This window comes from Lacinutrix sp. Bg11-31 (assembly GCF_002831665.1).
Taxonomy (GTDB): Bacteria; Bacteroidota; Bacteroidia; order Flavobacteriales; family Flavobacteriaceae; genus Lacinutrix.
Genome location: NZ_CP025118.1, coordinates 421,778 through 448,030 on the forward strand (window position 1 = coordinate 421,778; position 26,253 = coordinate 448,030).

Consider the following 26,253-nt stretch of genomic DNA (forward strand, 5'->3'; position numbering starts at 1 on the left):
CTAAAGGCTAAAAGCCATTAAACTAAAAGCCATTAAACCAATGAACGTAATAATTATAGAAGACGAGAAACCATCTGCAAGACGTTTACAACGTATGCTTAAAACTCTAGATATTCAAGCAGAAACAATGTTACACTCGGTAGAAGAGTCTATAGAATGGTTTCAAAATAACGAGCATCCAGATCTTATTTTCTTAGATATTCAATTAAGCGATGGCCTTTCTTTCGAGATTTTCGATGCTATCGAAATTACTTCGGCTATAATATTTACAACCGCTTACGATGAGTACGCACTTCAAGCTTTTAAGTTAAACAGTATCGATTATCTATTAAAACCAATAGACGATGAGGAATTAGAAACTGCGGTTTCAAAATTTAAAACACGAATGCCAAAAAAGCAAAGTGTAACGCTAGATTTTAACGAGATAAAAAAACTACTAGTAAACCCGATAGAACGCGAGTATAAAAAACGCTTTTCGGTAAAGGTTGGTCAGTATTTAAAATTGGTGAATATTGATGATATCGAATGTTTTTATAGCGAAAACAAAGGCACATATTTACATACTTCACAAGGTAGAAATTACCTTTTAGATACCACACTAGACGGTTTGGAAGACGAATTGGCTCCAGAGCAATTTTTTAGAATAAACAGAAAATTCTTTGTTAACATTCAGGCAATCAAAGATATGGTGAGTTATACCAATTCGCGTTTACAAATAAAACTGAATAACTACAACGAGCAAGATGTAATTGTAGCTCGTGAACGTGTTAAGGATTTTAAAAACTGGTTAGAGTAAAAAACAGATTAACATCGGATAGATTAAAATTTAATAGTAACCGATATATTTTGTATCTTTGTAATGTGGAAACATTGGATACAACATATAGAGAAGATTTAAAAGAAACGTTTATACGTCTGGAAGAGAAGGTGCAGTATCTTAAAAAACTGAGACCTTTTCCTAATACAGCTTTATTAGGTATTCGAGAAGCTTTACTAATAGAATGGACTTATAATTCTAATAGTATAGAAGGTAATACGCTTAATCTTCGCGAGACTAAAATGATTTTACAAGAAGGCGTTACTATTAAGGGTAAATCGCTTCGCGAGCATTTTGAAGCAAAAAACCACGAGCATGCCATAAACTATTTATATACTTTAGTTAAACCAGATTATGTTTTAAGTAGTAAAGATATAATGTCTTTGCATGCTTTAGTTCTTAGAACCATAGAAGATGACTTTGCAGGACGATTGCGTAATGCAGGTGTTCGTATAAGTGGTGCTAATTTTGTGCCACCAAATGCGCGTAAAGTGCATCAATTACTTAACGAGTTGGTAGACTTTGTAAACGAGAATCCTTTACAATTAAATAGTATAGAGTTGGCTACAGTATTTCATCATAGGTTTGTACATATTCATCCATTTTTCGATGGTAATGGTCGTACAGTTCGTTTGGTCATGAACTTGTTATTAATGCGTGAAGGTTTTCCGCCAGCTATTATTTTAAAAAATGATAGAAATAAATATTATGCAGCTTTAAATCAAGCCAATAAAGGTAACTACGCAAAATTAATGTTACTAATGGCTCAAGCTTTAGAACGTACAACAAATATTTATTTAACTGCATTGCCAGAGCATGATAAAGACTATCAAATAATAAGCGATATTGTTAAAGAGCCTGATGTAGCTTACAGTCAAGAATATGTTAGCTTATTGGCTAGACAAGGAAAAATAGATGCACATAAAGAAGGTAGAAATTGGTATACAACCAAAGAAGCCATAAATAATTATATTGCTAATAGAGAGCGTAAACGTTAAGCCAAATATGTTTAATTTTATTATTCTTCAATTCTATTATCATCGAATGCAGATGGTAATAGTTTTGGAATAAATTTAATAACTAATGGAAGTAGCAATGCGCCTCCTGGTAATATAAAAATAGCAAGACTTGGTATTGCTTTAAAAATATCTAGTAATTGGTCGTTTACTTTTTTTTGTTCTTCTTTAGAAAGATCTTTAACAGTAGATTTTGTTAATAATAGCATTAACTCTTTACTTTGGGATAATTCTTTTTGTAAGCGCTTACTATTTCTAGAGATTAGCTTCATTACCATTGCACTAGAGTTGTTGTAAAAAGATTTCACAATATTTTTAGAGCCTAATAATACAATGTCTTTTTTGTGTTTTATATAAAAGTCTGAAATGGAATGCATTGCATTTTTAACATCTTTTGTTTCAAGTTGTAAGTCTTTGCCTAATTGAAATAAGAAGTAGCGTTCGTTGTCGTCTATTGTTTTATCAGACCAAGTTGCCATGCAAGCTAAATCTAGGATGTATTGTTTTTCTAAAGGCGTTTTTAAAAGTGTAATAGCTTCGTTATAATTGAGCTTATTTGTTTGTTGGTATCTTAAAGATTGATCGAATAAGTTTATAAGGCTGTTATCGTATTTGGTTTTTTCAACTTTAGCATTTAAAGTTTTTAAAACAATAGTTTCTATAGCACTTTCCTCTTTAATAATAGAATTTTCAGAAATAGCTCCTGTGGTTAAATATTGCTTGTAAGCTAGAACGTCAATAAATAATAAAGCATTGGTTATAAAGTAATTGAAGCTCTTGTCGATGAGGTTGTTATCTATTTGAATTCTTTTATGAATAATTTTCTCAAGCGTTTCAGTAGTATCGCCTTTGCTAATAATATCTAGAAAGAAATTGGTTTTATGTGCATTTATTTTTTTATAAAACTCTACGGTATCTTCTATAAAATCATCTGTATTTTTTAGGCTATTATGTGTAACGTATAATGCTATAAGATGATTGACCTTACATATCTCTTCAGAAGACAAATCGTCTTTATCAATTATATCATTTACAATATTCGTGTTACTACCATAAATGTAGCCGCAAGGAATAAGGGCTTTATATAACACAGCAAGTGATGAGAACTCTTTCGAGAATTCCTTGTCGTTTATTGAGATTAGCTTTTTAATCCAGCCTGAAGCAGATGGGTTCACTTGTTATTTCTTTAGGTCGACAAAGTTAGTTTTTTCAATTCACATTGTTAGTGGTTTTTTGTGTTAACATAACTTTAACAAAACCGACTTTGAAATTACTGCGTATGTAGAACTGAGAACCAAAAAATTAATTAACAAAAATCTCATTTATTATGAAAAAATTTAAAATTTTATTAGGAGCTTCAGCTATAGCGGTTACAGGTTTCTTTATGGTAGCAGCCGATCACATCGATGCTCCAGCAGTTGCAGGCGGAACAAGTGACATTACAGACTTCTACGCATTTCAAGGACAAGACTCAGGTAACATTGCTTTTGTAGTAAATGTTCAAGGTCTTTTAAGCCCAACAGCATCAGGTACTGCGGCATTTGATGAAAATGTGTTAGTAGAAATCAACATCGATACAGATGGTGATGCTATTCAAGATTTGGTTATACAAGCTATTCCAAGAGATGGAAAAATGTATGTATTTGGACCTTTTGCTTCAAGTTCTACAAGTTTAAACAGTACGGTTAATGATACTGCTAGTAGAACGGTTGTAGATATTACACCTTATGGAGCTACTGCAATTACTGCAACTTCTACAACAGGTATTACAGCATTTGCAGGACCAAGAGATGATCCTTTCTTTATGGATTTCGCTCAATATGGTGAGATTATAGCAGGTAATGCAACTAGTTTTAATAATCCTGGAGCAGATACTTTTGCAGGATCAAATGTTATGTCAATTATTATTGAAGTGCCAAAAGCAATGATTGGTGGAACTGGAAACATAAATACTTGGGTAGAAACTAAGTCTAAATAATAATCAACTTTTTAAAAATATATAATTATGAAAAATATAAAAACTATAATGTTCGCATTACTAATATCTGGAGCAGCATTTAATTGTTCTAGTGATGATGATACTGCACCAACAACAACGCCAACAACTGAGCCTACAGTAGAATTCTCAGGAACCTACTCTCAAGATGATCAAATGGCAAGACCAGCAATAAACACTGTTTTTGTAGATGCGTCTGCAAAGAACACCTTTAATACAACTGTGCCTTCTGCTCAAGGAGCTGCTTTTCAATCTGCTTTTGAATCTAGATTATTAGCATTAAATGCAGGATATACAACAAATGCTTTAGGTTGGAATGCATCTACTTTTACAGGAGCATTAGCTACAGATGTTTTAACAGTGTCTTTAGAGGGTACAACTACATTTTTTGATGGAACTAACGTATTAACTGGTCGTGCTTTAGCTGACGATGTTATTTCTGTAGAGTTATTATTAATTTTTGGTGGACCAGATGGTTCTGAAAATCCTCAATTAACAGATGACCATGTAGATGCAAATGATAAGCCATTTTCTTCTTCTTTTCCTTACTTAGCTTCTCCTTGGTAGAATATAATAATAATCCAGAGTGCTTATGTAAGCGCTCTGGATTTTTTTCACAATAGAATCAACACAATAACCAACAAAAACAAAACAAAATGAAAACTAATTTATACTTATTGCTAGTTCTAGCTTTACTTTTTAATTGTAAAGAGGTAGACAAAACGGTTACTAATGCAAAAGATTATGATGTTTTCTTAATTGCCGAAAACAAAAAATTAAGTAATGCCAAAGAAGAACAACTATTCTGGGCAAACAAACTAGAAGCAACACCAAATCAATATCCATATTTAGCAAAAATAGCAAGTGCAGAAACACAGTTGTTTGCTGCGACAGGTAATATTGAAAACTTAAAGAATGCGGAAGCATATTTATTGCAACTCAATCAAAAAACAAATCAGAATAAATCAGGCTATTTGAGAGCTTTAGCTAGAAATTACATTTCCCAACATCGTTTTAAAGCATCTTTATTACTGTTAGAAAAAGCCGAAATACTTGCCGAAGATCTAGAAAGCACTCAAAAAATGATGTTTGATGTCAATATGGAACTAGGGAACTTCGATATTGCAAAATCTTACCTTGAAAAAGTAGTAGATTTAAATAGTTTCGATTACTTAATTAGAACAGCAAAATGGAACGATCACATTGGTAAGCTTGGTGCTGCAATTAAGTATATGGAAATGGCAATGGCTAAAGCAGAATCTTCAAATTTAGCAGGTTTAAAACAATGGTCTTATACCAATATTGCAGATTTTTATGGGCACGATGGGCAAATAAATAAATCTTACGAATACTTTTTAAAGGCCTTATTGCTTAACCCTAACGATGCTTATGCAAAAAAAGGAATTGCTTGGATTGTTTATTCTCACGAACGCAATCCAGAAGAAGCTCTTAGAATTTTAAACACAATTACAGAAAACTATAGTGCACCAGATTATTTTCTTTTAAAAGCAGAAATCTCTGAGTTTTTAAAAGATGAGGTGTCAAAAGAAAATTATATAGCAAATTATAACGAAGCAGTAAAAAATTCTCAATATGGAGAAATGTATAATGCTTACAATGCTAAATTATTTGCAGAAAACAATAAATTTGTAGATTCAGCAATAGCTATTGCGAATCGAGAAATTGAAAATAGAGCAACACCACAATCTTACGATTTGTTAGCTTGGTCTTTATATAATAATGGTGAAACTACAAAAGCTTTAGAGATTGTAAATGAGTTTATAATTAATAAAACTTACGAGCCAGAAGTACTATATCACGTTGCCGAAATATACAAGGCTAACGGATTAACAAAAGAATTACAACCATTAAAAGAAGAACTTCTTGGTGCAACTTATGAGTTAGGACCACTAATGGAAATAAAAATAAACCAATTATAAAAAATGAAAAACGTAAAGAGTATCCTGCAAATCGCATTATACTTTGTTTTTTTTCTAAGCTTCAAAATACTTACTGCACAACAAATAAAAGGGTATGTTTACAACAATAGTAAACAACCTTTAAGCACCGCCTATATTTATAATTTAAATACAGAATCGCATGCACATACTGCGGATAATGGATATTTTGTTCTAGAAAATAACAATGTTGGCGACACAATAACAGTTAACTTATTAGGCTTTAAAATGAGAGAAATTATCCTTAGTCAACAAGATTTTGAGGAAAAGATAATAGTAGATTTAGATTCTAGAATCTTTCAACTTGATGAACTTGTTTTAACAGAGCAAAAAAACATTTTAAATACGTTAGTAAAGGTAGATCTACAAACAACACCTATTAATTCTTCGCAAGAAGTTTTAAGAAAAGTACCAGGATTAATAATTGGTCAGCATGCAGGAGGAGGAAAAGCAGAACAGATTTTTTTAAGAGGTTTCGATATCGATCATGGAACAGACGTTTCTATAAATGTAGATGGAATTCCTGTAAATAATGTCTCTCATGCACATGGTCAAGGCTATAGTGATTTACACTTTGTAATTCCAGAAACAATAGATAATATTAATTTTGGAAAAGGACCGTATTGTGCACAAGCAAAAGATTTTACTACTGCAGGTTACATCGGTTTTAAAACAAAAAGTAGTCTTGAAAGTAATATTGTAAAGGTGTCTTATGGAGATTTTAATTCCATAAGAACGCTAGGGTTATTTAATCTTACAGATAGAAACAGTAAAAGTAATGCTTATGCAGGTATTGAGTATATTGAAACTGAAGGGCCTTTTAATACTTCACAGAACTTTAATAGATTAAACCTAATTGGAAAGTATACTACTTTACTCGAAAACAAAAACAAGATTTCTGCAACAATAACACATTTTACTAGTCGTTGGGATGCTTCTGGACAGGTTCCTAATCGTGCAGTTAAAAGCGGAAAAATAGATCGTTTTGGAGCTATTGATAATACCGAAGGAGGAAATACCAGTAGAACAAATATAAACTTAGAGCATAAGTTTTTTACAAGTGACGACATGACGGTAAAATCTAATACATTTTATTCGTATTACGATTTCGAGTTATATTCAAACTTTACGTTTTTTCTTGACGATCCTATAAATGGAGATCAAATTAAGCAAAAAGAAGAGCGCTCAATTTTTGGTTTTAATACCGAAATTAAAAAACAGAATGCTTTTAATAATGCTATTATTGAAGTAACCAGTGGTTTTGGTTTAAGACACGATAGAGTTAATGATGTAGAGTTGTCTCATACTTTAAACCGAAATACCACTTTAGAATATTTACAGCTTGGAGATATAAACCAAACCAACGCATTTGGGTATTATAAAGCTGAATTCGATTTAGGTAATTTAAAAATTACACCAGGTTTAAGATTAGAATATTTTAAGTTTTTATATAATGATGATTTAACTGAAGATTATAAAACACAATCGGAAACCAAAACGGCATTATTACCAAAATTGAATATACAGTACAACAAAAACAACAATCTACAATGGTTTTTAAAGTCTGGAATTGGTTTCCATTCTAACGATACTAGAGTAGTGGTAAGCCAAGAAGGTAAGAATGTTTTACCTAGAGCTTATGGAGTGGATTTTGGTAATGTATGGAAGCCAACTAAAAATTTGGTAATAAATACTACAGCTTGGTATTTATTTTTAGAGCAAGAATTTGTTTACGTTGGAGATGCTGGAATTGTAGAACCTAGCGGAAAAACAGAACGTCTAGGTTTAGATTTTGGTTTAAGATACCAATTAAATAAGTACCTATACTTTAATACAGATGCAACCTTAACTAAAGCGAGAAGCGTAGAGGAGAAAGATGGCGAAGATTATATTCCATTAGCACCAAGTTTTACTATGGTTGGTGGATTAGCATTAAACGATTATAAAGGTTTTTCGGGTGCTTTACGCTATCGTTTTTTAGATGATAGAGCTGCAAACCAAGACTATTCTGTTACTGCTGAAGGTTATTTTGTTACAGATTTTAATTTAAATTATGAGGTGAATTCTAATCTTACTTTAGGTATAGCTATTGAAAATGTATTTGATACAGATTGGAACGAAACACAGTTTTTAACAGAGTCTAGATTGCAAAATGAAACGGAATCTGTGGAAGAAATTCATTTTACTCCTGGAACACCATTTAATGCTAAAGCAACATTAACTTATAATTTTTAATAGTAATGTGTTTAATATAAAACCATAATTACTTTATTTACGTAAGTAGTTTGTAATCAGTATAAAAATCAGTAAAATATAAAGTCTAAGCTATGAAAAAGTTAGAAAGTTTTGTTTGTTTTTTTGTTGGTTGATTGGAAAGTACCTTGCTTATGTTCTTAACTAGATAAGTAAGGACTTTCTTTATTAATTAAAGTGATCTTTTCAGGGAAGAGGATTACTTTATAATTAGAGGCTCAAACATTATATTTGAGTCTCTTTTTTTTAAATAGTAATTCGATAACCTTAAATCACATTTAGTTTCTTTTTAATCTATGTATTAATATTAAATAGAGCAACGCTAATAAGGATTGTTTCTTCTATCTCATCTAGTAAAAAATTATAGTAAAGACTACAGCATAAAAAGATGGCTAGAGCTTAATAATTGATAGAGTAAGATGTCTCAAATTCATTATCAATTATATTTAAAATGAATCAAGCATATAGTAGCAAAAAAAACAGCCTCAAATATATATTTGAGGCTGTTTAAGTAGGTGTAATTTTTTTATTAAGATTCTATAACTCCTAATGTATATAATTGTTCTAGCGTAGGAGAAACACTTCCTCCAGCTGGTTCTAATGTAATACCAAAGGCTTGAGATTCGTTAGTGTTTTCTAGACTAAAAATCTTATTATCATCAGATTTAAAATCATCTATTGTACCTAAACTAGTAGGTGTTAATGGGTTTAAAGTTAAAGACCAAATTTGGTAAACCTTACCTTCAGGAGGTTCTGGTAAGCCTGCTAAATCTAAATAAACTGTTTTATCCTCTTTATTCCAATATGCTTTTGCATAAGCTTCAGGATATACAGCTTGTCCAGCAAGTGGCACGCTAATAATATCCTTATCTCTAAACACATTAATTATTTTCTTAGAATCAACTAAATCAGAATTTAAATCTTCTATTTGAGTTTCGAAGAAATCCTTTTCAGTTTGTATTTCGGTAATTTGCGTTTCTAATGCATTGTTTTGAGTATTCATCCATAATAATCCACCACCAAAAATAAGTGCAGCAGCCCAACCAGTGTAATTATACCAACTATTTTTAGGCTTATTATTTAATGAAACTACTTTTGTATCATTATCTGTGTCTTTTAATTTATTTAATATAGAATTAAAAATCACTTTATCTTTTGGAGCTGCAGCTTTAGTTAGTTTAATTATTGCAGCTTCTATGTCTAAAACCTCTTGAAGTACTTCAGGATGTTTTAGCATCATATTATAAACGTCTTTGTTTTCTGCTTCAGTTAATGAACCAGCAACATAAAGTTCTAATATTCCAGATGCTATGTATTGTTCCTTTTCCATTTTAATTTAATACCATTTCTCTTAATTCCTTAATACAATTTCTATTGTGAGTTTTAATAGTCCCAATAGGCATGTCGAGTGTTTCAGACGCTTCTTTTTGCGTATAACCTTTAAAGTAAAGTAGGTCTATAACCTTTTTACATTTATCGGCTAGTTTCCCAACAAACTTTGCAATGCCAATGGCATCGGTAGAGTTGTCGAGGTTATCTTGAGTTGGTAGTATATCTACGAAATAGTCGGCATTAAGGTTTTTAGAACTGTTCTTAAAACTTTTAGAACGTGTTTTATCTATTGCTGCATTTCTAGCAATATTAAGAATCCAAGTAAAAAATCGTCCTTTACTAGAACTGTAAGAGTCGGCTTTATGCCATGCTTTTATAAATACATCTTGCATGACTTCTTGAGCAATATCGTGATCTCTAACGATATTGTAAATAACACCATGCATACTTTCGCTGTACATATTGTATAATTTCTCAAAAGCTCTTTCGTCCTTTTTTTGAAATTTAGCTACTAAAGCTTCTAATTGCATATTCTTTTTTTGTAGTTAAAATTTATTTAATAATACCACCACAGCTAACTCTGCTTCCTGCTGCTCCACTTGGCTGTGAGGTAAAATCGTCTACACCTTCATGTACAATAATAGCTTTTCCTAAAATGTCTTTAGTTTCGTCTCCACAGCCAATACACCATTGGTCTGTAGTTTTATTAACTATAGCAAATCCGCTAGCATCTGCTGTAAAGTTTCCTATATCTCCTTTGTGAAAACCTGCTGCATCTCCCCATTTCCCATGTGGTTGGGCAGTTGGGTTCCAATGTCCACCAGAAGATTTCCCATCGTCTGATGAGCAATCTGCCGTTTCATGAATATGTATTGCGTGTTCACCAGAATTTAAGCCTTCTAAAATGGCAGTCATTTCAACTTCTCCATTTAGTTGCGTAAATACAACATTACCTTTTACTGTACTACCGCTTTTTGGAGATAGTGCAAATTTTACTTTTACTGCTTTTTCAGCTTCAGTTGTAGGTTCAACTTTGTCTTTTGCGTCTTTCTTACAACTTGTTGTGAATGCGAAAACAGTTAATAATGAGAATAATACTATTTTTTTCATGGTGATAATTAGTTTAAAATTATAATTTAGGAAGTTAAGGTTATTAATGGTTTTTTGCAAGAATCTACATATTAATCTATTTTAAATTCTTTTATCTCTTTAAATTCTGAAATGCTTAGATTTTCAATTTTATTTTGATAAGGTTTCCATTCGTCTTTAAAGAATGTATTTGTTTTTTTTAAGGCTTCATTTAGTGCACTTATTGCATGATTAAATAGATCGGTTTCGGTAATAGTATAACCATTTTGTCTAGAACGAATATAATTATTTGCCTTATTTAATCTAGAATTTACAGTTGGTAGATTACTACGTGTAATACCTTGACGTTTGTCTTCTTTTCCAAAATAAATAGCGAATAATATGTCTATTTTTTTAATTATCTCTTTGGACGCTTTTATTTCTTCTTTGTATTTTTCTTTATCTAAAGCGTTGAGGTCTTTTTTATATTTCTCTGCTGTCTGCTTGCTTTCAGCTAATTGCTTAGTAGCATCAGCCATTGTTTGTCTATTATACCCAATAACTTTTAATGCTGAATAAATAACGTCTGTATTTTCCTTTAAAACCTCAATTCGTGGATCATTTTTTACAGTAATTAATTCTTCTGAAATTAAATTACCATAATGCATCACAGCTCTATATTTTCCTGGCTTAACCGAAACACCACTTGGCTCATTTTTTCTTTTTCTTATTGATTTTGAAGGATAATCCACTCCTTTTTCTCGCAATCTCCATGACCAATTATATATTCCTGTAGAATCTGGAGTTTTTCGTTTAATGGTTCTTATTAATTTATCGTTGTCATAGATTTTCATTGTAATTGAATCCCATTTTACTACGTTCTCGTTTTCTTCAGTAGTTTCTTCATCTTCTTTTTCATCATCCTTCTTTTCTTCTTTTTTAGTTTCATCAACCTTTACAAAATACCTAAAGCGTCCTCCAGAATCTCTATTATCGCCAGAATACATAGCATCACCACCAAAACGACTTCCTGTTGCTTGTTGGTAAGCTGCTTTGTAAGCAGTAGGAGGAGAGAAGAGTTCTAATTTAGTATTTGCTATTTCATTTCTAGCAATGGCTCGCAACGGTCTTAAATCGTCTAAAACCCAAGCTGCACGACCAAAAGTTCCAATTACTAAATCGTGTTCTCTTGGATGGATAACTAAATCTTTTACAGGAACTGTTGGGAAACCTTCTGTCCATTTAGTCCATTTTTGCCCTGCATTTATAGAAACATATAAACCATCGTCTGTACCTAAAAAAAGCAGGTTTGGTTCTTCTAAATCTTCAACTATTGATAATGTGTAACTTTTAACATCGTTAGTATCTACAATACGTTCCCAAGACTTTCCATAATTTGTCGTTCGGTAAGCGTAAGGTTCGAAATTAAAACGTCTGTAATCGTTGGCAACTAAAAGGGCTTCACCTTTTTTCTTATTACTTGCTTTTATTTGAACAATCCAACTGCCTTTTGGTAAACCTCTTAGGTTTTTGCTGACATCATCCCAGGTTTTACCACCATTTTGGGTAACATGTACTTTACCATCGTCTGTTCCAACCCAAAGCATATCTTTTTCAATTGGAGAAGGTTCTATAACTAAAATGGTACAGTGATTTTCGGCTCCTGTGGCATCAATGGTTATTCCACCACTATCACGTTGTTTTAGTTTTTCGGGATCGTTGGTTGTTAAATCTGGCGAAATAACTGCCCAAGTATCACCTTTATCATTCGATTTATGTACAAACTGACTTCCGAAGTAAAGTATTTTATTACTAAAAGGATCAATGTTTATTGCAGAATTCCAATTAAAACGAAGCAATACTTCTGCATCAGGATGTGTTGGTTGCACACCATAATTATTTCCTGTTTGCCAATCGTATCTACTTACGTATCCTTGCTGGCTCATGGTCCAACCATATCTCGAGTCGTCACGATCTGGAATAACATCAAAACCATCACCAAAACTAATTTCTTGCCAATAGCTATTTCTAATACCTTGCGCTTTCCAAACATAAGCTGGTCCTCGCCAAGAACCATTGTCTTGCATACCTCCATAAACATTGTAAGGAAACTCATTATCCACGTTAATATGATAAAATTGAGCTACAGGCATATTGCCAATAAAACGCCAAGATTTCCCGCCATCTTTTGTAATATTCATGCCTCCATCGTTTCCGTCAATCATGAAATTTCCATTTTCAGGATGTATCCACCATGCATGATGATCTGGGTGCACACCATTACTAACACCATAGGCAGGCATTAATTGTTTAAAGTTTTTTCCGCCATCTTCACTCACATTAATGTAGGTGAAAACAGAATATACTCTGTTTTCATTTTGAGGATCGACATAAATTTCAGAGTAGTAAAAAGGTCTGTTGCCAATATCGCTTTTATCATTAATTTTTTTCCAACTAAAACCACCATCTTCACTTTTGTACAATGCATTCTTTTTAGCTTCAACTAAAGCATAGATAATATTAGGCTTATTTGGAGCAATAGCTACACCAATTCTACCTAATTCTCCTTTAGGAAAACCTTCTTTTTCAGTAATTTGTTTCCATGTTTTTCCACCATCGTGAGTAATATGTAAACCAGAACCTTTTCCGCCAGAATTAAAAAACCAAGGTTCACGTTTGTGCTCCCAAAGCGTCGCAATTAATTTATTTGGGTTAGAAGGATCCATAACCAAATCTGCAGCTCCAGTTTTATTGTTTGCAAATAGAATTTTGCTCCAAGTTTCTCCGCCATTTGTCGTTTTATACACACCACGTTCACTATGTTCTCCCCAAGGACTGCCAATGGCTGCTGCATAAACTATATCTGGATTTGTAGGGTCTATAACAACTCTGTGAATATGTCGTGTCTTTTCTAAACCCATAGATTTCCAGCTTCTTCCAGCATCTAAAGATTTATAAATTCCGTAACCTCCATTTAAACTATTTCTAGGATTGCCTTCACCAGTTCCAACCCAAATAACACTAGGATTAGATTGTTGTATAGCAACAGAACCAATAGACGATGTAACTTCCTTATCGAAAAGAGGTTCCCATTTTATACCTCCAGAAATTGATTTCCATAAACCTCCAGAAGCTGTACCAACGTACATAATATCTGGATTGCTATGTACTGCATCAATAGCAGTTACACGACCAGACATTCCGCCTGGACCTATATTTCTTGGTTTCATGTTTTTTACTAAGTCCATAGAGAACTCTTGTGAAAACGCTGTGAAAGAGAGGAGTAATAAAAGTAGAAAGGATAGTTTTTTCATTTTTGGTAAATTAGTTTGTATAAAGTTAAGAAACATAATCTTAAATAGATGTTAAGAGGTTTATTTAGATGCTATTTTATCGTATTTTTATAGAGCAATGAAAAAAGATAAATTACACAAAAAAGGTTTCGTGTTTAAACAATACGAAGCACCATCACAATCACCTTTCGAAATTCTTTTCGATATTTTTAAAGAGCTAATTACGCATACATCTGGAGATTTTGATGAAGCTATAGATTGGTTAAAAGAACTAGACAAAGAATACAAGCTTACTACTCCAGAATATACTATCGAAGATTTTATTGAAGATCTAAAAGCAAAAGGTTATATAAGAGACGAGATAAAACCAGATGGTAAAAAAGGCACTGGAATTACTGCTAAAACGGAACGCGCTATTAGGCAATCTGCATTAGATCAAATCTTTGGAAACATAAAACGTAGTGGAAGCGGTAACCATAAAAGTAAAGGTGTTGGAATAGGAGATGAGCACACAGGCGATTTTAGAAATTACCAATTTGGCGATAGTATGGATAAAGTGTCCATGACCGAAAGTCTTCGTAATGCCCAAATTAATAACGGTATTGGTGATTTTAGATTAACGGAAGATGATTTGGTAGTGGAAGAAACCACACACAAATCGCAAATGAGTACTATTTTAATGATAGACATTAGCCATAGTATGATTTTGTATGGTGAAGACCGTATCACTCCTGCTAAAAAAGTAGCCATGGCTTTAGCCGAATTAATTACCACACGTTATCCAAAAGACACCTTAGATATTTTAGTTTTTGGTAATGATGCTTGGCCAATTAAAATTAAAGATTTACCATATCTTAATGTTGGACCATACCATACAAATACAGTTGCAGGTTTAAAATTGGCAATGGATTTATTACGCAGAAAGCGTAATACCAATAAGCAAATTTTTATGATAACCGATGGGAAACCAAGTTGTTTGAAAATGCCAGATGGTACTTATTACAAAGATAGTAACGGACTAAATCCATACATTACAAATAAATGTTATGCACAGGCACAACAAGCTAGGAAATTGCATATACCAATTACTACTTTTATGATTGCTCAAGATCCATATTTACAACAATTTGTAGAAACGTTTACAAAAGCAAATCAAGGAAAAGCATTTTATACAGGCTTAAAAGGTTTAGGTGAAATGATTTTTGAAGATTATGAAACCAATAGAAAAAAGAGAATTAAAGGATAAAAAAAAGTGAAAATTTGGAGTAAAAAAGAATAGCTTTTCTACTCAATTGAAAAAGATTTTAAAAAATTATGGATATAAAAAATATAAAAACTTTAGGCGATTTAAAAAATACTGGATATAAAAGCAAATCGATTAAAGATGAATTAAGAGATAATTTAATTGAAAAAATAAAGAATAAAGAAACAACGTTTGAAGGTGTTCATGGATACGAAAACACCGTAATACCTGAATTAGAACGTGCCATTTTATCAAGACATAATATTAACTTGTTAGGTTTGCGTGGTCAAGCAAAAACACGTTTAGCGCGTTTAATGCTTAATCTGTTAGACGAGTATATTCCTTTAGTTGAAGGCAGTGAAATTAACGATGATCCATTACAACCAATATCACGTTTTGCTATTGAATTGATTAAAGAAAAAGGTGATGATACACCAATTACATGGTTACATAGAAGTGAGCGTTTTGCAGAAAAATTAGCAACTCCAGATGTAACTGTTGCTGATCTTATAGGAGACGTAGACCCAATAAAAGCAGCAAATTTAAAATTGAGTTATGCAGATGATCGCGTGATTCATTACGGAATGATACCAAGAGCAAACCGTTGTATTTTTGTTATAAACGAATTACCCGATTTACAAGCCAGAATACAAGTGGCTTTATTTAATATTTTACAAGAAGGAGATATTCAAATTCGTGGTTTTAAATTACGATTGAATTTAGATATGCAATTTATATTTACTGCCAATCCTGAAGATTATACCAATAGAGGTAGCATTGTTACACCTTTAAAAGATAGAATTGGTTCACAAATTTTAACGCATTATCCAACAGATATTGAAACTGCAAAATTAATTACAGAGCAAGAGGCGAATTTAGATAAAGCACAATCTGAAGCAATACAAGTGCCAGAATTAGCAAAAGACTTATTAGAGCAGATTGTTTTTGAAGCACGTGAAAGCGAATATATAGATGCTAAAAGTGGTGTAAGTGCGCGTCTAAGTATTACAGCTTACCAGAACCTTTTAAGTACTGCCGAATTGCGATCTCTAAAATCTGGGGATAAAAATACAATGGTACGTTTAAGCGATTTTATTGGTGTTATTCCAGCAATAACTGGAAAAGTAGAATTGGTTTACGAAGGAGAACAAGAAGGTGCAGCACAAGTGGCTTTTAAATTAATTGACGAAGCTGTACAAAGTTTGTTTCCAGAGTTCTTTCCTGAGATTGAAAAATTAAAAAAACAGGAAGACGAAAGTCCTTATGATGATATTGTGTCCTGGTTCTTTAATAATCGTGATGGTTTTGAATTGTTGGACGATTTAAGTGATAAAGAATATAAAGCTTTATTAGATGCAGTAACTCCTTTAGATGATTTGTTAGGTAAATACCAACCAAATCTAGCAAAAGAAGAAAGCTATTTTATTAAAGAGTTTGTGCTTTGGGGATTAGTACAGTATAAGCAATTAAGTAAGTACAGATTTACTGAAGGTATTCAGTTTAAAGATCCTTATGGGAGTTTTATAAGTGGAATATAATAATCTGAATTTTTAATATATTTAAAAAGCGCATCATTAATTTTAATGATGCGCTTTTTTATTTAAACCAATTTAGTAACCACTTCGATATCGCTATGCAGTGTTTTATGTACAGGGCATTTGTTAGCAATTTGAAGAACACGTAGTATTTGTTTATCGTCTAAATTTCCTTTTAGTTTAATCTCTCTACTAAAAGTATCTATTTGGATTTCTTTAGTTTCATCGTTTTCTAAAATAGGAGTCGGTACTTTTGAGTGCGACGTGTGTACTTCTATATTTTCTAAATCCCAGCCTTTTCGTTTGGTGTACATCTGAACAGTCATTGCTGTACAAGCAGATAGTCCTGCGGAAACCAACTCGTAAGGCGAAGGCCCAAAATCGTTACCACCATAACTTGTAGGTTCATCTGCCATCATAGTATGGCTTCCTACTGTCATTTGCGTTGTAAAACCATCTTCAGCATCTAAACTTGCTACAGCTTGATGAGAAGTAGAAATAGTTTCTGTATTAGGAATAGAAATATAACGTTTTGCCCAAGTAGCAATTACACTTCCAACGTAAATAGAATCTTCTTTTCGCATTAATAAGTGATCTGCTCCATCAAGAGAAACAAAACTTTTTGGATGTCTTGCTGAAACATAAATCTCTTCAGCATTTTCAATACCAACAGTCGCGTCTTGTGGAGAATGCATTACTAATATTGCTTTACGTAAGTTTTTAGCAACGTCTGGTAAAGACTTCGTTTCTATATCATCTAAAAATTGCTTTTTTATTGTAAATGGTCTTCCTCCAATATTAACGTTGGCTTTTCCTGTAGTTTTAATTTCATCAACACTACTTTGTATTAAATTTTGAACATGTTTAGGGTTTGAAGGCGCTCCAATAGTTGCAACAGCTTTTATAGATTCTATTTCTGCTGCTGCAAAAATTGCTGCTGCTCCACCTAAAGAATGTCCAATTAATAGGGTAGGAGCAGTATAGTTTTCTTTTAAATAATTTGAAGCACTAATTAAGTCTTCTACATTTCCTGAAAAGTTAGTATTTTCAAAATCACCTTCACTTTCGCCTAAACCAGTAAAATCGAAACGTAACACTCCAAAGCCGTTAGACGTTAATTCTCGAGTAATATTTTTTACTGCAGACAAGTTTTTATTACAAGTAAAACAATGCGCAAATATGGCGAAATTATGAGGATGTTGATTTATAGGAAGCTCTAATCTACCAACTAATTGTTGACTTTCAGCGTTAGTGAAATTTATTTTTTGAATATTCATTTTGATGGTTTTTTTATTCAGTCGAAAAATATTTGTAGTCTTTCAAAATAAAGAAATTACCACGTATTGCGAGATTTAATATTAGCCATGCAAAATTTTATTATTTCTGTAATTCTTTTCTCTTTTGTAGCTTCTCTTTTGGCTTGGTTTAACCAATACAAGTAATGTTTTCTATAGGAAGGCGCAAAGTTGTTATAATTTTCAAAAGCTTTAGAGTTTTTATTAAAAGCCAATTGTAATGCTTCTGGAATAATACCTTTTTCAACAGTGTCTAAAGCCGTCCAACTTCCGTTTTTCTTTCCGGTTTTTATAATTTCTAAACCTTTTTTATGCATTAAGTCTTCGGCAAGTAAGGCTTTAATATGTCTTTTGTTTAATGCACTCCAAACGCTTTTAGGATTACGCTTACAGAAGTATTGTCTGCGTTTACCGTTACCTAAACTTTTTACTGTAGAATCTATCCAACCATAGCATAACGCCACTTTTACGGCTTCTTCCCAACGCATACTTTCGTTTTTATGGTCAACTTTGTAAAAGATGAGGTAGATACCATTATCACTATCATGATTACTATGTAGCCATTCTCGCCATTCTGTATCAGATTTAAAATAGAGTTCTTCTAAATCCATATTTAGAGTACTTTTATATCTATATAAAAATCTCTATCTACTTTTATTTTAGCATTTTTAGACTTTAATTTTAATGTTTTATTTTCTGAAGAAGGTGTAATCCATTGTGATTCTCCATTAATTTCAATTTGAATTGACATTACAAAGTCATCAACAGTATTAGTCCATTTGTAGTTTAGTTTTTTGCCTTCAACTTTATATTCTAAAACAGGAATTTTTATACTTCTTAAATACTGATTAAAAAAACCTTTCAATTCCAAACCAGATTCTTCAGCTAAGCAGTCTTCAATTTGTTGTGTCGTTACAGTTTGGTGATAAAACTTAGAGTTTAAAGTGCGAAGCATTTGTCTCCATTTTTCGTCATCATTAACCATTTGACGTAAAGTATGCAGCATGTTTGCACCTTTGTAATACATGTCTCCAGAGCCTTCGTTATTAACGTTGTATTGTCCAATTAAAGGTCTATCGTTTTGTATGTTTTTTCGAGTACCAATAACGTAATCTGCAGACGCTTCTTTTCCGTAGTAAAAATCTAAGAAAATGTTCTCGGAATAGGCTGTAAAGCCTTCGTGAATCCACATATCGGCAATATCTATATTAGTAATATTGTTAGCAAACCACTCGTGTCCAGCTTCATGAATAATAATAAAATCGAATTTTAAGCCTAATCCAGTTCCAGATAAATCTCGTCCTAAATAGCCTTTCATATATTTGTTACCATAAGTTACAGAACTTTGGTGTTCCATACCTAAATATGGGACTTCTACTAATTTAAAGCTATCTTCATAAAAAGGATAAGGTCCAAACCAATGTTCGAATGCTTTCATCATTTTAGGAGCATCTTTAAAATGTTCTTTAGCTTTTTCAAGATTATCTTTTAATACATAATAATTCATATCTAAATCACCTTTCTCTCCTTTAAAAACTTCAGAGAAATTAGCATAGTCACCTATATTAATATTTACACCATAATTATTAATTGGGTTATTTACAAACCAATTAAAGGTTGTTGTGTTTTCTTTCTCATCAACACTTCTTAGCCTTCCGTTAGAGACGTTTGTTAAGCCTTTTGGTACGTTTACACTAATAAGCATACTATCTACTTCGTCGTACATGTGGTCTTTGTTTGGCCACCAGACGCTTGCTCCAAGTCCTTGACAAGACGAGGCTACAAAATGATTTCCGTTATTGTCTTTTTTCCAAGAAATACCACCATCCCAAGGCGCTCTAACAGCTTCACGTGGTTTACCTTGGTAATATGCAATTACACTATTTATTTCGCCTATATTTTGTTGTTCTTTAAGTGTTACAAAATGTGCGTTTCCATCGTGTTTAATCTCTAATACTTTACCATTTTGAGTGACTTTAGTTAATTCTAAAGGATCTTGTAAATCGATTTGTAAAACTTGATTCGGTTTTAAAACGGTATACTGAATCGTGTTTGTTCCAGAAATTGTTTTATCCTCAGGATTAACTTTAATATCTAAATGATAATAGGTTAAATCCCACCATTCGCGTTCTGTAGTAATACTGCCTCTAAGCGTGTCTTGTCTAGTAAAATTGTTTTTTTCTTGTAGTAAGCCTTGGGCTTGTGTTGTTATATATGGTGAAAGTACAAAGAAGAGTAGTAGGTAGATTGTGTTTTTCATTACTATTAAATTTTCTTCTAAATTAATGAAAAATAAAAAACCACTTCAATCTGAAGCGGTTTTTAACTATTAATTTAATTCTTAGGTTTTGTTTCGAATCAAAAAAAAGCCGTTTCTAATAAAGAAACGACTTTTTAACTATTTAATTAAAACTTAATTTTTAGAAGCAATATTTACCTTCTTCTTTTACTTTCTCAGCAATCTCATTACGTAAATCAACGATATCTGGGAAGTTTGTATATTTTGTGAAACGTTTAAGTCCCATTAACATCATGCGTTGCTCATCTCCTTCAGCAAAAGAAATAACACTTTCTTTTCCTTTGTTTTCAATGATACTAACTGCATTATATAAATATAATTTTGACATTGCTATTTGTACAGCTTGTTCTTTTTCGCTTGTACGTTTAGCATTTTTCTCAGTTCTTAAAATTGTAGATTCAGCCATATAGATTTCAATTAAGATATCTGAAGCAGCAATTAATAACTGTTGGTGTTCTTCCATTTTTGGACCATATTTTTGAACAGCTGCACCTGCAACCATTAAAAATACTTTTTTAAGTCTACCAATAATTGCTTTTTCTTCTGAAAATAATTCAGAATAATCTGGTGTTTCAAAAGAAGGAATTCCCATTAACTCATTAGCTACAGCAGTTGCTGGTCCTAACAAATCAACGTGACCTTTCATTGCTTTCTTAACTAACATACCAACAGATAACATTCTGTTAATTTCGTTAGTTCCTTCGTAAATACGTGCTATACGTGCATCTCTCCAAGCAGATTCCATAGGAGTTTCTTCACTAAAGCCCATACCACCAAAGATTTGAATACCTTCATCTGCACAATTTTGTACATCTTCCGATACTGCTACTTTTAATATTGAGCACTCAATAGCATACTCTTCAACACCTTTAAGTTCTGCTTCCTGGTGTGTGTTTCCAGCAGCTTCACGTAAAGCGATTCTATCTTCAATATTTTTTGCAGCTCTATAAGTTGCAGATTCACCAGCATAAGCATCAGTAGCCATTTTTGCTAGCTTCATTTTAATTGCTCCAAAATCTGCAATAGGTGTTTTAAATTGCTTGCGCTCCATTGCGTATTTTACGCCGTATGTTAAAATTCTACGTTGAGAATCTAAACAAGCAGCTGCTAATTTAATACGTCCAACGTTAAGTGCATTCATGGCAATTTTAAAACCTTCGCCACGACCAGCTAACATATTTTCGATTGGTACAACTGTATCGTTAAAAAACACTTGTCGCGTAGAAGAAGCACGAATACCTAATTTGTGTTCTTCTTCACCCATTGTAATACCATTTGCAGCATCATTTTCTACAATAAAACCAGTAATATTTTTATCATCTTCAAGACGAGCAAAAACAATCATTACTGTACAAAAACCTGCGTTTGAAATCCACATTTTCTGACCATTAATCTTGTAAGATTTACCGTCTTCTGATAGTACAGCTGTTGTTTTTCCTGAATTAGCATCAGATCCTGCACCAGGTTCAGTTAAACAGTAAGATCCAAACCATTCTCCAGTAGATAGTTTTGGAACATATTTTTGCTTTTGAGCTTCTGTACCATATAATGTAATTGGCATAGTACCAATACCTGTATGTGCTCCAAATGCAGTACTAAAAGAACCAGTTCCTGAAGAAATATAATCACAAGTTAAAACTGTAGATACAAAGCCCATTCCTAATCCGCCATAAGCTTCAGGAACAGCTACACCTAAAAATCCTAATTCACCAGCTTTACGCATAACTTCTTCTGTTAATGCATAATCTTTAGCTTCAAAACGAGGTTTGTGTGGTATAATTTCACGGTCGTTAAATTCCATAACCGCTTCCTTCATCATGTTTTGTTCTTCTGAAAAATCTTCAGGAGTAAATACATCTTCACAATTTGTTTCCTTTACTAGGAACTGTCCACCTCTTAATAATTCTTTTTCTTCTGTTGCCATAGCTATATTATAATCTTGTTGTTCTCTTTTTTTATTAGTTTTTTGGGTTTGATTCTTTTTTAAGAAAGAAATTCAAATACTCCACAAGCACCTTGTCCAGTACCTACACACATTGTTACTGCACCATATTTACCTTGCATGTTTTGCTTACGCATTTCATCAAATAACTGTACAGATAGTTTTGCTCCTGTACAACCTAATGGGTGACCAAGTGCAATAGCACCACCATTTACGTTAATAATATCTGGATTTAAGTTTAACTCACGAATAACTGCTAAAGATTGAGAAGCAAAAGCTTCATTCAATTCAATTAACGATAAATCATCTTGTTTTAAACCTGCTTGTTTTAATGCTTTTGGAATAGCCTTAACGGGTCCAATACCCATAATACGAGGCTCAACACCAGCAGCAGCATAGTTTACCATTCTTGCAATTGGCTCTAAACCTAGTTCTTTAACCATGTCTTCACTCATAACCATTACAAAAGCAGCACCATCACTCATTTGAGATGAGTTACCAGCAGTAACACTTCCTCCAGCAGCAAATACTGCTCTTAGTTTTGCTAAAGCTTCTTTACTAGTTCCTGCTCGAGGTCCTTCATCTTTAGTTACTGTATAAGATTTTGTTGCTTTCTTTCCGTTAGCATCAATATATGTTTGCTCTACTTCAATTGGTACAATTTGATCTTGAAAACGATTTTCAGCTTGCGCTCTTAATGCTTTCATATGAGAATTAAATGTAAATTCATCTTGATCTTCACGAGATATTTTGAATTGCTTTGCAACAGCTTCTGCAGTATTTCCCATTCCCCAATAATAATCTTCATGGCCTCCTTTTACAATAGCGTCATAATTTAATTCTGGTTTAAAACCAGTCATTGGGACACTACTCATACTTTCAGCTCCACCTGCTATAATACAATCTGCCATTCCGGCTTGTATTTTTGCTGTTGCCATACCAATAGTTTCTACTCCTGAAGAGCAAAAACGATTAACTGTTACACCAGGAACATCAACAATTTCTAATCCCATTAAAGAGATTAAACGCGCCATATTTAATCCTTGAGCACCTTCAGGCATTGCGTTACCAACAATAACATCGTCAATACGTTTTGGATCTAAACCAGGCAATTCCTTCATCATGTATTTGATGGTTTCTGCTGCCAATTCATCTGTTCTTTTAAAACGGAACACGCCTTTTGGTGCTTTACCAACTGCTGTTCTATATGCTTTTACTATATATGCTGTTTTCATTTTTCTTAGTTTCTTAAAGGTTTCCCTTTGGTTAACATATGCTGAATTCTTTCCAAAGTTTTACGTTCTGTACAAAGCGAAAGGAAAGCTTCACGCTCTAAGTCTAATAAGTATTGTTCGGTAACTAAAGTTGGTTCAGATAAATCACCACCAGCCATAACGTAGGCTAGTTTATTTGCAATTTTCATATCGTGTTCACTTATGTAGTTAGAATCTTTCATAGAATCTGTACCTACCATAAACATCCCTAAAGCTTGCTTACCAAGAACTAATACATCGTTACGTTTTGCAGGTTGTGTATAACCAGCTTCTGCCATTAATTTAGCATGTGCTTTTGCAGTTGCTATTTGACGGTCTTTATTAACTACAACGATATCTTTTCCTTTTTGCATTAAACCTAAATCGAATGCTTCGTAAGCAGAAGTAGATACTTTTGCCATACCAATAGTTAAAAAGTATTCTTGAAGTGTATTTAACTGCACATCACCTTTTCTAAAAGTATCTGATGCTCTTAAAGCCATTTCTTTAGAACCACCACCACCAGGAATAACACCTACACCAAACTCTACAAGTCCCATATAAGTTTCTGCTGCTGCTACAATTTTATCTGCGTGTAGTGATATTTCACAACCACCACCAAGCGCCATTCCATGAGGAGCAGAAATTGTTGGGATTGAAGAATAACGCATACGCATCATTGTGTCTTGGAAATATTTAATAGCTGCGTTAAGCTCATCATATTCTTGTTCGGCAGCCATCATAAAAATCATGCCTATGTTTGCACCAACCGAGAAGTTTGGACCTTGATTTCCAACAACTAATCCAGCAAAATCTTTTTCAGCCATATCAATAGCTTTATTTAATCCTGCTAAAACGTCACCACCAATAGTATTCATTTTAGATTGGAACTCTACATTAAGAATACCATCTCCTAAATCTTGAACAGAAACACCAGAGTTTTTGAAAACTTCGGTTGTTTTTCTAATATTATCTAAAATGATAAATGAATCTTGTCCAGGGATTTTTTCTTGTATTTTCTTCGGAATATCATAGCTATAAGTTGCACCATCTTGAATAGAGTAGAAGCTATCGCTTCCTGAAGCAACCATATCGTGCACCCAATCTGCAGGTTTTAAACCTTCAGCTTGCATCATTTCAATTCCTTTTTCAACACCAATAGCATCCCAGATTTGGAAAGGACCATGTTCCCAACCAAAACCAGCTTTCATGGCATCGTCAATTTTGTATAATTCATCAGTAATTTCAGGAATACGGTTTGACACGTAAGCGAATAATGCAGAAAAACTTTTTCTGTAAAATTCTCCGGCTTTATCTTTTCCTTTTACTAATACTTTAAATCGGTCTGCAACGTGATCAATAGATTTTGTTAATTCTAAAGTTGCAAATTTTGCGCGTTTAGCTTCACGGTATTCTAAAGTGTTTAAGTCTAAAGTTAAAATTTCTTTTTTGCCTTCAGCTGAAACTGTCTTTTTGTAAAAACCTTGACCAGTTTTACTTCCTAACCATTTATTCTCCATCATGGTATTGATGAAATCTGGCAATTTAAACAACTCTAAACGTTCGTCTTTAGGGCAGTTTTCTCTAATTCCGTTTGCAACGTGAACCAAAGTATCTAATCCAACAACATCAACTGTTCTAAAAGTTGCTGATTTTGGACGACCAATTACTGGTCCTGATAATTTATCTACTTCTTCAACCGTTAAATCTAAATCTTTAACTGCGTGAAATAAACTTTGTATGCTAAAAATTCCAATACGGTTACCAATAAAGGCAGGTGTATCTTTAGCGATTACTGAGGTCTTTCCTAAGAATTTTTCTCCGTAACCATTTAAGAAATCTAAAACAGACGTATCTGTTTTAGGTCCAGGAATGATTTCGAATAATTTTAAGTAACGTGCAGGATTAAAAAAGTGTGTTCCACAGAAATGCTTCTGGAAATCTTCACTACGTCCTTCGCTCATAAATTTAATTGGAATACCAGAAGTATTCGAAGTAATTAACGTTCCTGGAGTTCTGTATTTTTCTAATTTTTCGAAAACTTGTTGTTTGATATCGAGTCTTTCAACTACAACTTCCATAATCCAATCTACATCTTTTACTTTAGCGATATCATCATCTAAGTTTCCTGTAGTAATTCTATTTGCAAAAGATGCATTATAGAGTGGTGCAGGTTTAGATTTTATTGATGCTGTTAAGGCATCGTTTACTAATCTGTTTCTTACAGCTTTGTCTTCTAAAGTTAATCCCTTTGCTTTTTCTTTAGAATTAAGCTCTCTTGGTACGATGTCTAATAATAAAACATCAACTCCAATGTTAGCAAAATGGCAAGCGATACCGCTTCCCATAATTCCTGAACCAATAATGGCTATTTTTTTTATTCTACGTTTGCTCATCTTATTTTAAAGTATGTTCTTTTTGATTGTATATTTTTTTGTTAGAAATCAATTCGCTAATTGTTTCTGTAACTTCTTGAAAGTGTTTTAGTTTTTCTTCAGAAACGTGTTCTTTTATGGTGTCATTAAAAGTTAATACACGATCTCGTGAATATTCTCTTTTTTCTCTTCCGAAGTCTGTTAAGTGAATAAGTACGCCTCTACCATCTTCTGGGTTTGGTTTACGTTCTATTAAACCAAGCTCGTCCATTTTTTTTAGAATGCGAGATAGACTAGTAGCTTCCATTCCCATAATAGGGCCTAAAGAAGTTGAAGGTGTTCCGTTTTCTGGATCGATACTAAGTAAAGTAAAACCAGTTGCCATAGTAGAGTCGAATTTGGCAGCTTCTTCATTATACATTTTATTTACTGCTAACCAAGTGGTACGAAGTAAATAGTCTATGGTTTTATCTTTCATTAAAATTGAATTCGTTTGTTTAGGAATCCAAATATAGTGAAAATTTATTATGCACGCATAGTAAATTAAGAAATAAATACTATTTCTAGTGCTAATTTTA

At 32.8% G+C, this 26,253-nt stretch carries 20 protein-coding genes; 8 read left to right on the forward strand and 12 right to left on the reverse strand.

Translation table 11 applies throughout. The features are described from left to right. Positions 1-40: 40 nt before the first annotated feature. Together CW733_RS01935 and CW733_RS01940 are read left to right on the forward strand one after the other, a co-directional pair. Positions 41-796 carry a LytTR family DNA-binding domain-containing protein gene (locus CW733_RS01935; RefSeq protein ID WP_100995185.1) on the forward strand — a complete coding sequence of 252 codons (756 nt, stop codon included), beginning with the start codon at positions 41-43 and terminating at the stop codon, positions 794-796. A gap of 65 nt (positions 797-861) precedes the next feature. Then, on the forward strand, positions 862-1,815 hold the full coding sequence (locus CW733_RS01940) for a Fic family protein (RefSeq protein ID WP_100995187.1): 954 nt from the start codon (positions 862-864) through the stop codon (positions 1,813-1,815). Positions 1,816-1,835: 20 nt separating this feature from the next. Here the strand turns inward: CW733_RS01940 and CW733_RS01945 are convergent, their stop codons facing one another. After that, on the reverse strand, positions 1,836-3,008 hold the full coding sequence (locus tag CW733_RS01945; RefSeq protein ID WP_100995189.1) for an LETM1-related biofilm-associated protein: 1,173 nt from the start codon (positions 3,006-3,008) through the stop codon (positions 1,836-1,838). 152 nt (positions 3,009-3,160) lie between these two features. On the opposite strand from CW733_RS01945, the gene CW733_RS01950 reads away from it, so the two are divergent. The 4 genes from CW733_RS01950 (at position 3,161) to CW733_RS01965 (ending at position 8,022) form a co-directional block, all read left to right on the forward strand. Then, entirely contained in the window at positions 3,161-3,811 is a 651-nt protein-coding gene (locus CW733_RS01950; RefSeq protein ID WP_100995191.1) for a DUF4331 family protein, read from the forward strand. 27 nt (positions 3,812-3,838) lie between these two features. Further along, the gene (locus CW733_RS01955) at positions 3,839-4,396 is read left to right on the forward strand and encodes a DUF4331 family protein (RefSeq protein WP_100995193.1); all 558 of its coding nucleotides are present in this window, start codon (positions 3,839-3,841) and stop codon (positions 4,394-4,396) included. 89 nt (positions 4,397-4,485) lie between these two features. Then, positions 4,486-5,769, forward strand: a complete 1,284-nt coding sequence (locus tag CW733_RS01960; RefSeq protein ID WP_100995195.1) for a lipopolysaccharide assembly protein LapB — start codon at positions 4,486-4,488, stop codon at positions 5,767-5,769. 3 nt (positions 5,770-5,772) lie between these two features. After that, positions 5,773-8,022 carry a TonB-dependent receptor domain-containing protein gene (locus CW733_RS01965; protein ID WP_100995197.1) on the forward strand — a complete coding sequence of 750 codons (2,250 nt, stop codon included), beginning with the start codon at positions 5,773-5,775 and terminating at the stop codon, positions 8,020-8,022. Between the two features lie 547 nt (positions 8,023-8,569). Here CW733_RS01965 and CW733_RS01970 read toward each other — a convergent pair. The 4 genes from CW733_RS01970 to CW733_RS01985 form a co-directional block, all read right to left on the reverse strand. After that, positions 8,570-9,370 (reverse strand): anti-sigma factor domain-containing protein, encoded by an 801-nt coding sequence (locus CW733_RS01970; RefSeq protein WP_100995199.1) that lies wholly within the window; start codon positions 9,368-9,370, stop codon positions 8,570-8,572. Between the two features lies 1 nt (position 9,371). Continuing rightward, complete coding sequence (locus CW733_RS01975) at positions 9,372-9,902, reverse strand: RNA polymerase sigma factor (RefSeq protein ID WP_100995201.1); 531 nt, start codon at positions 9,900-9,902, stop codon at positions 9,372-9,374. Between the two features lie 22 nt (positions 9,903-9,924). Further along, on the reverse strand, positions 9,925-10,482 hold the full coding sequence (locus CW733_RS01980; protein WP_100995202.1) for a superoxide dismutase family protein: 558 nt from the start codon (positions 10,480-10,482) through the stop codon (positions 9,925-9,927). A gap of 71 nt (positions 10,483-10,553) precedes the next feature. Beyond that, a complete protein-coding gene (locus CW733_RS01985) occupies positions 10,554-13,754 on the reverse strand; it encodes a hypothetical protein (protein ID WP_100998609.1) in 3,201 nt (1,066 codons plus the stop codon). A 97-nt stretch (positions 13,755-13,851) separates the two neighbouring features. Between CW733_RS01985 and CW733_RS01990 the strand changes: the two genes are divergently transcribed. Beyond that, on the forward strand, positions 13,852-14,979 hold the full coding sequence (locus CW733_RS01990; RefSeq protein WP_100995204.1) for a VWA domain-containing protein: 1,128 nt from the start codon (positions 13,852-13,854) through the stop codon (positions 14,977-14,979). A 68-nt stretch (positions 14,980-15,047) separates the two neighbouring features. Beyond that, positions 15,048-16,514: a sigma 54-interacting transcriptional regulator gene (locus tag CW733_RS01995; protein ID WP_100995207.1), complete on the forward strand. Its 1,467-nt coding sequence runs from the start codon at positions 15,048-15,050 to the stop codon at positions 16,512-16,514. A 62-nt stretch (positions 16,515-16,576) separates the two neighbouring features. Here the strand turns inward: CW733_RS01995 and CW733_RS02000 are convergent, their stop codons facing one another. From CW733_RS02000 to CW733_RS02030, 7 genes are all read right to left on the reverse strand, one after another. Continuing rightward, positions 16,577-17,788 (reverse strand): bifunctional alpha/beta hydrolase/OsmC family protein, encoded by a 1,212-nt coding sequence (locus CW733_RS02000; RefSeq protein WP_100995208.1) that lies wholly within the window; start codon positions 17,786-17,788, stop codon positions 16,577-16,579. Positions 17,789-17,844: 56 nt separating this feature from the next. After that, on the reverse strand, positions 17,845-18,417 hold the full coding sequence (locus tag CW733_RS02005; RefSeq protein WP_100995210.1) for a YdeI family protein: 573 nt from the start codon (positions 18,415-18,417) through the stop codon (positions 17,845-17,847). 2 nt (positions 18,418-18,419) lie between these two features. Next, positions 18,420-20,066: a M1 family metallopeptidase gene (locus tag CW733_RS02010; protein WP_100995212.1), complete on the reverse strand. Its 1,647-nt coding sequence runs from the start codon at positions 20,064-20,066 to the stop codon at positions 18,420-18,422. A gap of 160 nt (positions 20,067-20,226) precedes the next feature. Further along, a complete protein-coding gene (locus tag CW733_RS02015) occupies positions 20,227-22,029 on the reverse strand; it encodes an acyl-CoA dehydrogenase family protein (RefSeq protein WP_100995214.1) in 1,803 nt (600 codons plus the stop codon). A gap of 59 nt (positions 22,030-22,088) precedes the next feature. Beyond that, positions 22,089-23,282: an acetyl-CoA C-acyltransferase gene (locus CW733_RS02020; RefSeq protein WP_100995215.1), complete on the reverse strand. Its 1,194-nt coding sequence runs from the start codon at positions 23,280-23,282 to the stop codon at positions 22,089-22,091. A gap of 5 nt (positions 23,283-23,287) precedes the next feature. Next, entirely contained in the window at positions 23,288-25,696 is a 2,409-nt protein-coding gene (locus CW733_RS02025) for a 3-hydroxyacyl-CoA dehydrogenase/enoyl-CoA hydratase family protein (protein ID WP_100995217.1), read from the reverse strand. Position 25,697: 1 nt separating this feature from the next. Then, complete coding sequence (locus CW733_RS02030) at positions 25,698-26,153, reverse strand: MarR family winged helix-turn-helix transcriptional regulator (protein WP_100995219.1); 456 nt, start codon at positions 26,151-26,153, stop codon at positions 25,698-25,700. Positions 26,154-26,253: the final 100 nt, after the last annotated feature.

Coding starts and splice junctions, on each gene's coding strand:
- CW733_RS01950 (WP_100995191.1), top strand. CDS start 3,161: ATGAAAAAATTTAAAATTTTATTAGGAGCTTCAGCTATAGCGGTTACA.
- CW733_RS01935 (WP_100995185.1), top strand. CDS start 41: ATGAACGTAATAATTATAGAAGACGAGAAACCATCTGCAAGACGTTTA.
- CW733_RS02010 (WP_100995212.1), bottom strand. CDS start 20,066: ATGAAAAACACAATCTACCTACTACTCTTCTTTGTACTTTCACCATAT.
- CW733_RS02025 (WP_100995217.1), bottom strand. CDS start 25,696: ATGAGCAAACGTAGAATAAAAAAAATAGCCATTATTGGTTCAGGAATT.
- CW733_RS02020 (WP_100995215.1), bottom strand. CDS start 23,282: ATGAAAACAGCATATATAGTAAAAGCATATAGAACAGCAGTTGGTAAA.
- CW733_RS01995 (WP_100995207.1), top strand. CDS start 15,048: ATGGATATAAAAAATATAAAAACTTTAGGCGATTTAAAAAATACTGGA.
- CW733_RS01990 (WP_100995204.1), top strand. CDS start 13,852: ATGAAAAAAGATAAATTACACAAAAAAGGTTTCGTGTTTAAACAATAC.
- CW733_RS02000 (WP_100995208.1), bottom strand. CDS start 17,788: ATGAATATTCAAAAAATAAATTTCACTAACGCTGAAAGTCAACAATTA.
- CW733_RS01960 (WP_100995195.1), top strand. CDS start 4,486: ATGAAAACTAATTTATACTTATTGCTAGTTCTAGCTTTACTTTTTAAT.
- CW733_RS01965 (WP_100995197.1), top strand. CDS start 5,773: ATGAAAAACGTAAAGAGTATCCTGCAAATCGCATTATACTTTGTTTTT.
- CW733_RS02030 (WP_100995219.1), bottom strand. CDS start 26,153: ATGAAAGATAAAACCATAGACTATTTACTTCGTACCACTTGGTTAGCA.
- CW733_RS01985 (WP_100998609.1), bottom strand. CDS start 13,754: ATGAAAAAACTATCCTTTCTACTTTTATTACTCCTCTCTTTCACAGCG.
- CW733_RS01975 (WP_100995201.1), bottom strand. CDS start 9,902: ATGCAATTAGAAGCTTTAGTAGCTAAATTTCAAAAAAAGGACGAAAGA.
- CW733_RS01970 (WP_100995199.1), bottom strand. CDS start 9,370: ATGGAAAAGGAACAATACATAGCATCTGGAATATTAGAACTTTATGTT.
- CW733_RS01980 (WP_100995202.1), bottom strand. CDS start 10,482: ATGAAAAAAATAGTATTATTCTCATTATTAACTGTTTTCGCATTCACA.
- CW733_RS01955 (WP_100995193.1), top strand. CDS start 3,839: ATGAAAAATATAAAAACTATAATGTTCGCATTACTAATATCTGGAGCA.
- CW733_RS02015 (WP_100995214.1), bottom strand. CDS start 22,029: ATGGCAACAGAAGAAAAAGAATTATTAAGAGGTGGACAGTTCCTAGTA.
- CW733_RS02005 (WP_100995210.1), bottom strand. CDS start 18,417: ATGGATTTAGAAGAACTCTATTTTAAATCTGATACAGAATGGCGAGAA.